The organism is Streptomyces sp. CC228A, assembly GCF_021390935.1.
Taxonomy (GTDB): Bacteria; Actinomycetota; Actinomycetes; order Streptomycetales; family Streptomycetaceae; genus Streptomyces.
Map to the genome: position 1 here is coordinate 745916 of NZ_JAJPUI010000001.1, position 13318 is coordinate 759233.

Sequence of the window (13318 nt, forward strand, 5' to 3'; positions counted from 1 at the left end):
GGGCGGCAGTGCAACCGCGGGTGAGCGGGTCCGAAAACGGCCGGAAACAGCCGGCGGGCCCGCGCTCCCGTGGGGCGCGGGCACGCGCCGGGTCCGTGCCGTCAGGCCTTGCGTGCGGCGCCCGCGGGCAGCACGTCCGTGAGGTGGGCGAACACGACGACGTTGGCGGCGTAGCCCTTCTTCCGGTCGAACGCGCCCCCGCAGGTGAGCACACGCAGCTCGGGGCGGTCGGCCGGGCCGTACACCTCCTTGTCGGGGAAGCGGTTCTTGTCGTACGTCCGCACCCGGTCGACCGTGAACACGGCGGTGAGGCCGTCCTCGCGGGTGACGCGGACGGTGTTGCCGGGTTTCAGGACGTTCAGGTTCAGGAAGACGGCGGGTCCGGTCTTGGTGTCGCGGTGCCCGACCGCGATGGCGGTGCCCTTCTCGCCGGGCGTGGGCCCGTCCTTGTACCAGCCGACCAGCCGGGGGTTGTCGACCGGCGGCGAGTACAGCCGGCCCGACCGGTCGAGGCCGAGGCCGATGACGGGCGCCTCGATGGTGATGGCGGGGATGGCGAGGCGCTTGGCAGGGGAAGGCGGAAGGGGCGCGGGGGGCGCCTTGGGCGCCTTCTTCGGCGGCGGCTGCGGCGGCGGCGGTTTCGGCTTGGGGGTCGCCGCCGCCGCGGGTGCGGACTGCCGCGCGGGGGTGGGCGCGGCGCCGCCCGGCCGGGTCCCGCTGCCGGACCGGGTGTCCGCCTCGGCCGGGACGGGCGGCTCAGGCGCCGGGCCGGTCCGGGGCGCGGCGCCGGGCTCCGCCGCCTGGCTCGCGGCGGGCCCGGCGGCCAGGGCGGGCCCGGACGGCTCGCCGTCCTGGGCCCACCACATCCCGCCGGCGACCAGCGCCCACGCCAGCACCAGGGTCCTGGTGAGGCGGATGAGGCGCCGCTGCCGACGGTTGAACCGTGCGGTCCAGGGCCTACGCCGTGCCATGGGCGCGCCGGCGACGGCGGACGAGGACCACCGCGGCCGTCCCCGCGAGGCCGGCCGCGAGCGCGGAGCCCACACCGAACGCCGTGGAACCGTCGCCGCCGGTCTCCGCCATGCCGCCGCCGCCCGCGCCGACGCCGCCGTGCGGGTGCTTGTAGTGGTCGTCCTTGCCGTAGTCCTTCTCGTGGTCCTTGCCCTGGTCCTTCCCGTGGTCCTTGCCGTTGCCGTTCTGGCCGCCGTTGCCGTCGCGGTCGCAGTCGACGCGGAAGACCTTGTGCTTGGCCGGCGGCAGCGGGGTGCCGGGGATGGTCCAGGTGACCTTGTACATGCCGTCCGGCAGGGTCAGCTCGTCCGTCACGCCGGTACCGGCGGTGAGGGTCATGGTGTCGCTGAGGACGGGGTCGCCGGCGCGCATCGGCTGGTGGTCGATCCTCCAGGTGACGTTCTGGAGGGCGTCGAAGTTGAAGGCCGCGAGGTAGAAGAGGCACCCCACCCGGGGTTCGTTGCGCTGGTCGGTGGCCGACGTGGTGTTGCGGTGCACCTTGATGTCACCGTTCTCGCCGGGCACCTGGGCCTGGGCGGCGGGAGCGGAGCCGAACGCGACGCCCGCGAGGGCGAGACCGGCGACGGCGGTGCGCAGGAGTGGTCGGGCTGCGGTCATGAAAGGGGCCTCCGTGAGAAGGTCGGATGGATCAGCCTTATCAGCTGATAATCCGACTATCAGTCAATTCACGGACATCTCCGGCTCCTGCGACGGCGTGCCGCGCGTGTTCCCCCGGTCGGCCCACTACTCCGGGGACACCTCCACCGGGAAGCCGTTGAGGACGGCCGTGCCGGACAGCGGGTCGAGGCGGGAGCCGTCGAGCAGCTGGTTGACGTTGGCGCCCGGCCGGGCCGAGGCCACCGCGAGACGGGTGCCCGGCCGGTCGTGGCCCCAGCCGTGCGGGAGGCTGACCACTCCGGGCCGTACGGCGTCGGTCACGTCGACCGGCACCACCAGCTCGCCGCCCTCGCCCTTGACGCGGGCACGGCCGCCGTCGGCCACGCCGAGGCGTGCCGCGTCGTCGGGGTGCACCTGGAGGGTGCAGGTGTTGCTGCCGCGGTTGAGGGCGGGCACGTTGTGCATCCAGCTGTTGTTGGAGCGCAGGTGCCGGCGGCCCACCAGCACCAGCGGCGCGGGGCCCGCCGCCAGGGCGGCACGCAGCCGGGGCAGGTCGGCCGCGAGGGGCGCGGGCAGCAGCTCGACCCGGCCGCTGCGGGTCTTCAGCGGCCCGGGCAGCCGGGGCCGCAGGGGGCCGAGGTCGATGCCGTGCGGGGAGGCCAGCAGGTCGTCGAGCGTCAGCCCGTACGGGCCGAGGCGCAGCATCAGGTCGAGCCGCCGCTCGGCGGGGGTGCGGCCGGCGAGCCGCGCCGCGAAGGCGGCGGGGTCCTGGCCGTGGGCGGCGAGTGCGGCTCCGTCACGGCCCGCGCCAGGGCGCGGTCGACCGCCAGGGCGTCCACGGCGCCGGGGCCCGCGGTGCCGTGCAGGCCGGACACGGCCAGCACGAGCCGGGCGTGGATCTCGCATTCGTCCATCCGCCCCTCCTCCAGGGGGATGGCGGCGGGCGTGTAGCGCGCCTGGTTGCGGACGGCGAAGCCGTTGAACGCGAAGTCGAAGTGGGCGCTCTGGGAGGGCGGCGGCGGGGGCAGGACGACGTCGGCGTGGCGGGTGGTCTCGTTCAGGTACGGGTCCACCGCGACCATGAAGTCCAGTCCGCCGCCGAGGGCGCGGTCCAGGCGGTCGCCGTCGGGAGCGGACAGGACGGGGTTGGCGGCGATGGTGACGAGCGCGCGGATGCGGCCCTCGCCGGGGGTGTCGATCTCCTCCGCCAGTGCGGCGAGGGGCAGTTCGCCCTTGGCTTCGGGGTGGCCGCTCACCCGGCTCGCCCAGCGGCCGAGGGCGAACCCCTTGCCGGGGCCCGCGGGGCGGGGCGCGGGCGCCGTGGCGGAGAGGGGGAAGAGGGCCCCGCCGGGCCGGTCGAGGTTGCCGGTGAGGACGTTCAGGACGTCCACCAGCCAGTTGGTGAGCGTGCCGTACGCGACGGTGCTCCCGCCCACGCGCGCGTAGCCGGCCGCGGAGGGCGCGGCGGCCAGCTCGCGCGCCATGGCCCGGATGGTGCCGGGAGCCACGTCGCAGGCGGCGGCCACGGCCTCTGGGGTGAAGTCCCGTACCGCCTCCTCCACGTCGGCGACGCCCTCGACATGCGGGGCGAGCGGCCCGAGGTCGGTGAGGCCTTCGGTGAACAGCACCTGGGCGAGGGCGGCCAGCAGCAGGGCGTCGGTGCCGGGCCGGATCGGCACGTGCCGGTCGGCGAGGCGGGCGGTGCGGGTGCGGCGCGGGTCGACGACCGTGAGGGTGCCGCCGCGCGCCCGGAGCGCCTTGAGGCGGCCGGGGAAGTCGGGGGCGGTGCACAGGCTGCCGTTGGAGTCCAGCGGGTTGGCGCCGAGCATCAGCAGGTGGGCGGTGCGGTCGAGGTCGGGGACGGGGATGGCGAAGGGGTCGCCGAAGAGCAGGCCGCTGGAGACGTGCTTCGGCATCTGGTCGACGGTGGAGGCGGTGAAGAGGCTCCGGGTCCGCAGGGCCCCGAGGAGGAGCGGCGGGTAGAGGGCTCCGGCCATGGTGTGCACGTTGGGGTTGCCGAGCACGACACCGACGGAGTCCGGGCCGTGGGCCGCGGCGACCGCGGGGACGGCGCGGGCCACGGCGTCGAACGCCTCGTCCCAGTCGGCTTCCCGCAGGCTGCCGTTCTTCCGTACGAGCGGTGCCCGCAGCCGGTCGGGGTCCGCGTCGAGCTCGCCGAACGACGCCCCCTTGGGGCAGACGAACCCGCGGCTGAAGACGTCGTCGCGGTCGCCGCGGGCCTGCGTGACGCGGGTGCCGGCGATGGTCAGCGTGAGCCCGCAGGTGGCTTCGCAGAGCGGGCAGATGCGGGGTGCGGTGCGGGTGGCGGCGGTGTCGCTCGGCATGGGTCTCCCCGGGTCGGCCTGTGGAGTGGGCGGGAACCGCGGCGCCGAGCATACCGACCGGTAGGCATGCTGGCGAGGGGCCGCGGGGCGGAGACTCCGCGCGGGCGGCGCGGTGGAGTCGGGGCGGGGACCACCCCTGGGCCCCGGGCCGGCCAGAGGGCGCGGGAGGGCGCTCCGGGGCGCGGCGCAGGGGGTGCGGCGGCGGACACCAGAGCCCGCCTGCCCGAGGGGCAGCCCGCAGGAGGCCGGTGCGGGACCGACGCGGAGAAGCAGCGCCGTCCGGGATCACCACCGGGCCGCACGGACGCACGCACCGGCGCCCCCTCTCCCCCGGCCCTTGCGGCACGGCTCCGCGACCGCCGGACGCCCACAGGGATCCGCACGCCCTCGGCAGCGGGACGACGCAGCACCAGCAGGCACCCGGAGACGAGGCCGAGCCGCACGGACACGACACGCACCACAGCGCAACCCTTCCGGCACCGCCCGCGACCACCCACAGCCCCAGGGGCCCGCATGACCCGGCGACCGGAAACGACGCAGCACCAGCAGGCACCCCACAGACAAGGCCGAGCCGCACGGACACGACGCGCACCACAGCGCAGCCGCTCCGGCAGGGTTCGCGACCGCGCCACTCCGGGAGCGCGCCACCCCGCGACCGCGCCACTCCGCAGCCGCACGGCTCCGCGACCGCGCCACCCCGGGACCGCGCCACTCCGCAGCCGCACGGCTCCGCGGCCGCACGGCTCCTGCGGCAGCAGCCGTCCGGCGGGTTCCGCGGTCGCGGACGCCTCCGGCCGCCCCGTGCAGCCCGCCCCCGGGGCGTCCGCCCGGCGGAACCCTTCCGGGGCTTCGGGCGTCCCATCGCCACTCGCACGGACCGCTTCCCGTTGACGGCGGGCCCCACGGAATCCTACGGTCTCCCATAGGATTCCATGAGCAGCAGGAGCGTGCCATGACCATGGGCGGCGTCGCCGGATCGGCGAACGAGCGAACCATCAAGATCGCCGACAGCCTGGAGTACCTCTCCGGCTTCGGCAACGAGCACCAGTCGGAGGCCGTCCCCGGCGCCCTCCCCCAGGGCCGCAACTCCCCGCAGCGCGCCCCCCTGGGGCTGTACGCGGAGCAGCTCAGCGGCAGCGCCTTCACCGAGCCCCGGGCCGGCAACCGACGGTCGTGGCTGTACCGGATCCGCCCCTCGGCGGCGCACCCGCCGTTCACCCGCGCCGACAACGGCGCCCTGCGCTCGGCCCCCTTCACCGAGACCGTCCCCGACCCCAACCGGCTGCGCTGGAACCCCCTGCCGGACCCGGCGCCCGGCACCGACTGGCTCGCCGGCCTGTGGACCCTCGGCGGCAACGGCGACGCCGCCCAGCGCACCGGCATGGCCGTGCACCTCTACCACGCGAACGCCTCCATGGAGCGGGTCTTCAGCGACGCCGACGGCGAGCTGCTGATCGTCCCGGAGCGGGGCGGGCTGCTGCTGCGCACCGAGCTCGGCCTGCTCACCGCCCGCCCCGGCGACGTGGCGCTGGTCCCGCGCGGTGTCCGCTTCCGCGTCGAGCTGCTGGACGCCACCGCCCGCGGGTACGTGTGCGAGAACTACGGGCAGCCCTTCCAGCTCCCGGACCTCGGGCCCATCGGCGCCAACGGGCTCGCCAACCCCCGGGACTTCCGCGCGCCCGTCGCCGCCTACGAGGACGTCGAGGGACCCGTCGAGGTCGTCAGCAAGTACTGCGGGAACCTGTGGCGGGCCGTGTACGGGCACTCCCCGCTCGACGTCGTCGCCTGGCACGGGACTCATGTGCCGTACGTGTACGACCTGCGCACGTTCAACGTCATCGGCACCATCAGCTACGACCACCCGGACCCGTCGATCTTCACGGTGCTGACCTCGCCGTCCGACACCCCGGGCCTCGCGAACGTCGACTTCGTGGTGTTCGCGCCGCGCTGGCTGGTCGGCGAGGACACCTTCCGCCCGCCCTACTTCCACCGCAACGTGATGAGCGAGTACATGGGCCTCATCGAGGGCGCGTACGACGCGAAGGCGGAGGGCTTCGTGCCCGGCGGCGGCTCGCTGCACAACATGATGTCGGCGCACGGCCCGGACCGGGAGACCTTCGACAAGGCGAGCGCCGCCGAGCTGAGGCCGCAGAAGGTCGACGACGGCCTGGCCTTCATGTTCGAGACCCGCTGGCCGGTGACGGCGACGGCCCTGGCCGCGAACGCCGACCACCTGCAGCGGGGGTACGACGACGTGTGGCAGGGTCTTGAGCGCCACTTCCGCTCATAGCACCGCGTCAGCGCAGTACGGAGATGCCGTGTCCGCCTTCGCCCCCGACTCGCTGGTCCTGAACCGCAAGCTGCCGCTCTGGTACCAGGTGTCCCAGTCCCTGCGCGCGTCGATACTCGGGCGCTCCCCGGACGCCTCCCTGCGCCTGCCCACGGAGGAGCAGCTCGCGGCCCACTACGGGGTCAGCGTGCTGACCATGCGGCAGGCCCTCAAGGAGCTGGAGGAGGAGGGCCTGATCAGCAGGCACCGGCGGCGCGGCACCTTCATCGAACCGGGTGCGCGGCGCAGCGCCCCCCGGCGGCTGCTGGGCTCGATCGACGCGATCGTGGCCCAGCAGTCGGGCGAGCGGACCACGATCCTCGGGCACGGCCCCGTCAGGGTGGCCGGCGACCTCGCCGAGCACTTCCCGGACGCCTCCGAGGTCGTCGCGTACCGGCGGCTGCGCCGTGACGCGGACACGGGCGAGCCGACGAACTGGGCGGAGAACGCCGTACGGCCCGAGCTGGCCGCCGCCATCGACCTGGCCGACCTGGAGCGCTGGCCCATGACGAAGGTGCTGCGGGACACGGTCGGGGTGCGCATCAGCCGCATCACGGACACGGTGGAGGCCAGGCTCGCCGACCCGGAGACCGCGGAGCTGCTCCAGGTGCCGCTGCTGTCGCCGATCCTGCACTACACCGGCGTCACCTACGGCGAGGACGGCCGGGTCGTGGACGTGGCCCGGATCCGCTACCGGGGCGACCGGTTCTCCTTCACGGTGACGGTCGAAGCCGACTGAGCGCGGTCACTACCATGCGGCCCGTGACCGATGAGACGCCGCTGCTGGACGACCTGATGCCCTGGTCCGTGGCGCCGCTGACGCTGGGGCGCGACTGGGTGGTCGCCCCGGACGCCCGCACGCTGCGCACCCGCTGGGACACGCTGGTCGCGGCCGGGGGCGCGCGGCGCGAGGAGCTGTTCCGCCCGAGCCGGTCCAGGAGCCCGCACCGCGCGGTGGCCGCGCTGCCGGGGCAGCGGACCGGCACGGTCCGCTTCGCTCGGGAAACGGGGCCCTGCCCGGAGCCCGTGCGGGTGGCGTGCGGGCCCTTCGACGAGCAGTGGCTGCTGCCCGACCACCGGCTCATCGACGCGGCGCGGCCCGAGCTGTGGCGGGTCGCGGACGGCCACCAGCTGTTCGCCGTCGAGCAGGGCCGCGTGCCCCTGCCGCAGGGCCGGGCGGAGGCGGCGGGCCCCGCGCTGCTGGTGACGGCCGCGCTGCCGGACGGCCGCCCCGCCGCGGGCCGGCCCGGCCGGATCCGGCCCTCTACCGCCGCCCCGGCGGCCGCGAGCCGAACGTCGCCCCGGGCCTGCCGGAGCTGCTGGCGGCGCGGTACGGGGTGCCCGTGTCCGCCGCGGACCTGCTGGCGTGGGCGGTGGCGGCCGCACGGCCCTCGCCCGCCGGGTGCGCGGTGCCGCTGCCGGCCGACCCGCGGGTGTGGGCGGCGGGCGTGGCGCTGGGCCGACGGCTCACGGACGTGCAGCTGCGCGGCGCGCGGGGCGGGGAGCGGCCGCGGCTGCCCGGGGGCCGCCGCCCCTACGTGCGGGCCGCGCTGCCGCCGCACCCGGACACCCTCGCGTACGACGCCGAGGAGGAGGCGCTGCTGGTGGGCGGCACCGGCCGGATCGCGCCGGTGCCGGTGGAGGCGTGGGACTTCCACGTGTCGGGGGTCCGCGTGCTGCCGCTGTGGTTCGAGCGCCGCACGGCGCCGGCGGAGCCCGGCACGCTGGAGGCGGTCCGCCCGCCGTCGTGGCCCCGGGAGTGGACGTCGGAGCTGCTGGAGCTGGTCACGGTGCTGGCGCTGCTGGGCGGGCTGGCGGCCGAGCGGGCGGCGCTGCTCGCGGACCCGCAGGAGCCGCGCCTCGGCCTGGGGGACCTGAGGGCCGCCGGGGTGCTGCCGCCGCCCGCCGCCGCCCGCGGGCCCGCGTCGGTCCTGGACCTCCCCGAGGAGGGGCCGGAGGGCCAGTTCGCGCTGCTGTAGGGCGGCCTCGGGAGCATCGGGGCAGCCGTCGGCGGCGGGATCGGTCTAGGCTGGCCCGACACGAGGTCACGACGGAGTACGGAGGTGGGAGGGTGCACGTCACCGGACCGTCCCCCGGCCGCGTCCTGGCCCGGCTCCTGCCGGCGCTGCTCTGCGCGCTCTGCGCGTTCCTCGTGCCGCCCGCGAGCGCCCCCGCCGCCCGCCGGCCGCCGTCGCGGCCCCCGCCCCGGCGCCCGACACCCGCGCGGCCGCCGCGGAGGCCGAGCAACGCCCCGCCGCCGACCGGCCCGTACGGACCGCGGCGCCGCCCACGGTCACCGCCGCGACCCCCTCCCGGTGCCCGACACCCGCGTGGCCGCCGCGGAGGCCGTGGAACTGCCCGTGGTCGTCGAGCAGTCCGTACGGCTCCCGGCGCCGCCGCCCGCGGCGCCCCCGCCCGTCCGGGACGCGGACCAGGCCCCCGGACGCGGGCGGGTCGAGGCGGACGCGCTCCGCGAGCGCGCGCCGCCCGGCCTCCCGTACGACCCCACCGCCCCGCGGGGCCCGCCCTCCACCCGGCACAGCTGACGCCGTTACACCGCGCCGCCGCCCGGGCCGCCGGCCTGCCCGCCGCCCGGCCGAGGCCGTGCCGACGGGAACCCGCGGAGCTCACGACGCCCCCGGCTGCCGCCGGGAGGGCCCGGAGCCGATCCGCCGTATCCCGCGAGCACGGTCCGGCGCGCGCGTACCCAGCTCGTCCGCCCCGCACGGCCCGCCGCCCCGGCCGCGGCCGTGCACCGCCCGTGGAGATCCCATGCCATCGTCCCCGTCGTCCGCCGCCGTGCTCCGGCGCGCGCTCCTCGCCCTCGCCGTCGTCGGGCTCGCCCTCTGGACCGTCCTCACCACCTCGCCGCGCCTCGGCCTCGACCTGCGCGGCGGCACCCGGATCGTCCTGGAGACGCAGGACGCCCCCGGGGTCCGCGCCGACGCCGAGGCCACCGACCGCACCCTCGAAGTGCTCCGCAAGCGGGTCGACGGACTCGGCGTCGCCGAGCCGTCGCTCGCCCGCTCCGGCGAGAACCGGATCATCGTCGAACTCCCCGGCCTGCGCGACCCGCGCGAGGCCGCCGAGGTCATCGGCCGCACCGCCCAGCTCACCATCCACGCCGTCACCGGCGCGGCCGGCGGACCGGAGAAGCCGCCCGCCGCCGACGGCACCCGGGTCCTCCCCGACCCCGACGCCGCCCCGGGCTCCCCCCGCTTCCTCGTGCTCGCCGCCCCCGCCCTCACCGGTGACGGGGTCAAGAGCGCCGACGCCGTCCTCGACACCACCAGCGGAGCCGGCTGGACCGTCGACCTCGCCTTCCGCGACGACGCCGCCGACGACTGGGCCCGCCTCACCGGCGAGGCCGCCTGCGCCCCGCCCGGCGACCCCTCCCGGCGGGTCGCGATCGTCCTCGACGGACGGATCGTCTCCGCCCCCGCCATGCAGTCCGGCGTGGCCTGCGGCAGCGGCATCGTCGGCGGCGCCACCCAGATCACCGGCGGCTTCTCCGCCCAGGAGGCCCGCGACCTCGCCGCTCTCGTCGAGGGCGGCGCACTGCCCGTCCCCGTCACCACGATCGAGCAGAGCACCGTCGGCCCGACCCTCGGCGCCGAGGCCATCCGCGCCAGCGCCCTCGCCGCCGTCATCGGCCTCGCCTGCACCGGTGTCTTCGTCATCGCCGTCTACCGGCTCCTCGGCCTCCTCGCCACCGTCGCCCTGCTCCTCTACGGACTGATCTCGTACGCGGCCGTCGTCGCGCTCGGCGCCACCCTCACCCTCCCCGGCCTCGCCGGCTTCGTCCTCGCGGTCGGCATCGCCGTCGACGCCAACGTCCTCGTCTTCGAACGGGCCAGGGAGGAGTACGCGGCCCTCGGCCGCGCCGCCGCCACTCGCGATCCGCGCCGCCCGCTCGCCGCCGCCTTCGGCAAGGCGTGGAGCGCCGTCGCCGACTCCAACATCACCACCCTCCTCGCCGCCGGCCTCCTCTTCGCCTTCGCCACCGGCCCCGTGAAGGGCTTCGGCGTGACCCTCGCCATCGGGGTCCTCGCCTCGATGGTCACCGCCATGGTCATCACCCGGCTGCTCGCCGACCTGGCCCTCGCCCTGCCCGCCGTACGCCGCAGGCCCCGGCTGACCGGCATGGCGGGCCTCGGGCGGCTCCGCACCCGGCTGAGCCGGAAGGCACCCCGGCTGATGGCCCACCGGCGCCGCTGGTTCACCGTCAGCACCGCGCTGCTCCTTCTCGCCCTCGCCGGTCTCGGAGCGCGGGGGGTCGAACTGGGCGTCGAGTTCACCGGCGGCCGGGACGTCCAGTACACCGCCACCCGCGCGGTGGACGCGGACGCGGCCCGCGCGGCGGTCGCCGCGGCGGGCTTCCCCGACGCCGTCGTCCAGACCACCGGCGACGGGGACCGGGACGTCACCGTCCGGGTGGGGGAGACCGGCGACGCGGCGCAGGCCCGCATCACCGAGGCCCTCACGGAGACCGCCGGTCCCGTCACCGTCGAGCGCGACGACCTGATCGGCCCGAGCCTCGGCGGCGAACTGCGCACCCATGCGCTCATCGCGCTCGGACTCGCCGTCACCGCCCAGCTCGCCTACCTCTCCCTCCGCTTCCGCTGGACGTACGCCGTGGCGGCCGTCGCCGCGATGGCCCAGGACGTGCTGCTCGTCGTCGGCCTCTTCGCCTGGCTCGGCAAGCCCGTGGACAGCGTGTTCCTGGCCGCGCTGCTGACCGTCGTCGGCTACTCGGTCAACGACTCGGTCGTCGTCCTCGACCGCCTGCGCGAACTGCGCCGCAAGGGCGGCCGGCTGCCGCTCGCGGAGCTCGCCGACCGGGCGGTGGCCCAGACCCTGCCCCGGACGGTCAACACCGGTATGGGCGCCCTCTTCGTCCTGGCCGCCCTCGCCGTCCTCGGCGGGGACACCCTCACGGACTTCTCGGTGGCGCTCGTCGCCGGCGTCGTCCTGGGCATGGCCTCGACCGTCTTCACCGCCCTCCCGCTGACGGTCGCCCTGGAGACCCGCTCCCCGGCCCCGCCCCGCCCCGCCAAGGCCAAGACCGCCGATTCCACGGGCGCGGTCGTCTGAGGGACCCCGCGCCGGCGAACCGGGTGGCGCACGCACACCGCCAGGGGCGTGGGCGCGGTCAGCGACGCGTCCGTACCGCTGTCCCCCGAGGCCGCCGGGGGGCGGGTGGTGACAAGGAGGCCCGGCACACGGTAGGTACGGCTGTCATGAGCACCTTTCCGCAGTCTCCAGGCAACCAGCCGCTCCCCCTCGACGGGATCACCGTGGTCGCCGTCGAGCAGGCCGTCTCCGCGCCGTTCGCGACCCGGCAGCTCGCCGACCTGGGCGCCCGCGTGATCAAGGTCGAGCGCCCGGACGGCGGCGACTTCGCCCGCGGCTACGACACGGCGGCGCGCGGTCTCGCCTCGCACTTCGTGTGGTGCAACCGCGGCAAGGAGTCCCTGGCGGTCGACCTGAAGGACCCGCGTGGCCGCGCGCTCGTACGGCGGCTGGTCGCCGGGGCGGACGTGTTCGTACAGAATCTGGCGCAGGGCGCCGCCGCCCGTCTCGGGCTCGACGCCGCGACACTGTGCGCGGCGGACCCACGCCTGATCGCCGTCGACATATCCGGCTACGGTGCGGAAGGCCCCTACGCGCACAAGCGGGCCTACGACATGCTCGTGCAGTGCGAGGCCGGCCTGGTGTCCGTGACGGGGACGCCGGACCAGCCGGTGAAGGCGGGCGTCCCGGCGGCCGACATCGCGGCCGCGATGTACGCGTTCTCGGGGGTGCTGGCCGCCCTGCTGCGGCGGTCGGCGACGGGTCTCGGCGGGCCGGTGGAGGTCTCCATGCTGGAGTCGCTGGCCGAGTGGATGGGCCACCCCCTGCACCATGGGATGCACGGCGGGCAGGCCCCGCCCCGCACCGGTGTGGCGCACGCCGTCATCGCCCCGTACGACGCGTACGGGACGGCGGACGGCGGGCAGGTGCTGCTGTCGGTGCAGAACGACCGCGAGTGGCGCCGTCTGGCCGAACAGGTGCTGAAGCGACCGGAGTTGGGGGACGACCCGGACTTCGCGACGAACCGGGCGCGGGTCGCGCACCGGGAGCGCACCGACGCGGTGGTGGCCGAGGCGCTGGCCCGCCTGGGGACGGCCGAGGCCGTCGGGCTCCTGGAGGCGGCCGGCATCGCCTGCGCCCGCCTGAACTCGGTGGCCGACGTGGCAGCGCACCCGCAGCTGGCGGCGCGCGACCGGTGGCGCGAGGTCCCGTCACCGGTGGGCCCGCTGCGCGCCCTGCTGCCCCCGGTCACCTTCCCCGGCGGCCCCGAGGCGCGCATGGGCGCGGTGCCGGGGCTCGGGGAGCACACGGACGCGCTGCTCGGTGAGCTGGGCGTACCGGAGCCGGAGCGGGAGGCGCTGCGCCGGGAAGGCGTCATCGCCTGAATCCGGCACGGGGCCGGAGGACGACGGGTGGCCGCGGGTCGCGGTGCCGGGCGGATGCGGTGGTGCCGGGCCGAAGGGGACGGGGACCGGAGCGGGCGGCGGTGCCGTGGACTGCGGGGGCCGGGGAGGAGACGGGCGGCGGAGGGGAGGCCGGGGGCGATGAGCGGTGGGGTCGCCCCCTGGGTCTCGGAACGCGGGACCCGGGGGTCGGGGTGCGCCGTGTGCGCGCCCTCCGGCCGGCCTGCCCCGCGCCGCTAGCCGTGACTGCCGAAGAGCGAGCGGCGCAGACGGCGCAGCGGCGCGAAGAGCGACACGCGGACGCCCTTGCCCCGGTGGTCGCGCACGACGTCGCGGTTCGTCAGTTCGCGCATGAGGGACGTGGCCTCCGCAGCGTCGCGCTGCGGGATGGCGGGCCCCCCGAGGACCGCGAGATGGCGGTCCAGCCGCGAACTGGTCGCGCTGCTCTTGCAGGTGATCGCAGGCACACGTGGCCTGCTGCGCATCGTTATCTGTTCCATGTCACTCCCCACCCGTACAAGGGCACCCGGCCCGGGCCA

8 protein-coding genes and 2 pseudogenes are annotated in these 13318 nt (G+C 76.4%); 6 read left to right on the plus strand and 4 right to left on the minus strand.

What is annotated here, in order from left to right; translation table 11 throughout:
* Positions 1-101: 101 nt before the first annotated feature.
* The 3 genes and pseudogenes from L6E17_RS03360 to L6E17_RS03370 form a co-directional block, all read right to left on the minus strand.
* Positions 102-971: a class F sortase gene (locus L6E17_RS03360; RefSeq protein WP_374108979.1), complete on the minus strand. Its 870-nt coding sequence runs from the start codon at positions 969-971 to the stop codon at positions 102-104.
* Positions 958-1629: a hypothetical protein gene (locus L6E17_RS03365; protein ID WP_236239252.1), complete on the minus strand. Its 672-nt coding sequence runs from the start codon at positions 1627-1629 to the stop codon at positions 958-960. Before L6E17_RS03365 ends, L6E17_RS03360 begins: the two co-directional genes overlap by 14 nt.
* A gap of 126 nt (positions 1630-1755) precedes the next feature.
* Positions 1756-3974, minus strand: a pseudogene (locus L6E17_RS03370) (molybdopterin dinucleotide binding domain-containing protein).
* Between the two features lie 958 nt (positions 3975-4932).
* Here L6E17_RS03370 and hmgA point away from each other — a divergent pair.
* The 6 genes and pseudogenes from hmgA to L6E17_RS03400 all read left to right on the plus strand — a co-directional run bounded on the left by hmgA (position 4933) and on the right by L6E17_RS03400 (position 12761).
* A complete protein-coding gene (gene hmgA / locus L6E17_RS03375) occupies positions 4933-6264 on the plus strand; it encodes a homogentisate 1,2-dioxygenase (protein ID WP_374108998.1) in 1332 nt (443 codons plus the stop codon).
* Positions 6265-6292: 28 nt separating this feature from the next.
* A complete protein-coding gene (locus L6E17_RS03380) occupies positions 6293-7042 on the plus strand; it encodes a GntR family transcriptional regulator (RefSeq protein WP_236239254.1) in 750 nt (249 codons plus the stop codon).
* A gap of 14 nt (positions 7043-7056) precedes the next feature.
* A pseudogene (locus L6E17_RS03385) lies at positions 7057-8282 on the plus strand (type ISP restriction/modification enzyme).
* A 336-nt stretch (positions 8283-8618) separates the two neighbouring features.
* Positions 8619-8849 carry a hypothetical protein gene (locus tag L6E17_RS03390; protein ID WP_236239255.1) on the plus strand — a complete coding sequence of 77 codons (231 nt, stop codon included), beginning with the start codon at positions 8619-8621 and terminating at the stop codon, positions 8847-8849.
* A gap of 226 nt (positions 8850-9075) precedes the next feature.
* The gene (gene secD, locus L6E17_RS03395) at positions 9076-11397 is read left to right on the plus strand and encodes a protein translocase subunit SecD (RefSeq protein ID WP_236239256.1); all 2322 of its coding nucleotides are present in this window, start codon (positions 9076-9078) and stop codon (positions 11395-11397) included.
* Positions 11398-11543: 146 nt separating this feature from the next.
* Entirely contained in the window at positions 11544-12761 is a 1218-nt protein-coding gene (locus tag L6E17_RS03400) for a CaiB/BaiF CoA-transferase family protein (RefSeq protein WP_236239257.1), read from the plus strand.
* Between the two features lie 254 nt (positions 12762-13015).
* Here the strand turns inward: L6E17_RS03400 and L6E17_RS03405 are convergent, their stop codons facing one another.
* Entirely contained in the window at positions 13016-13279 is a 264-nt protein-coding gene (locus L6E17_RS03405) for a hypothetical protein (RefSeq protein ID WP_236239258.1), read from the minus strand.
* Positions 13280-13318: the final 39 nt, after the last annotated feature.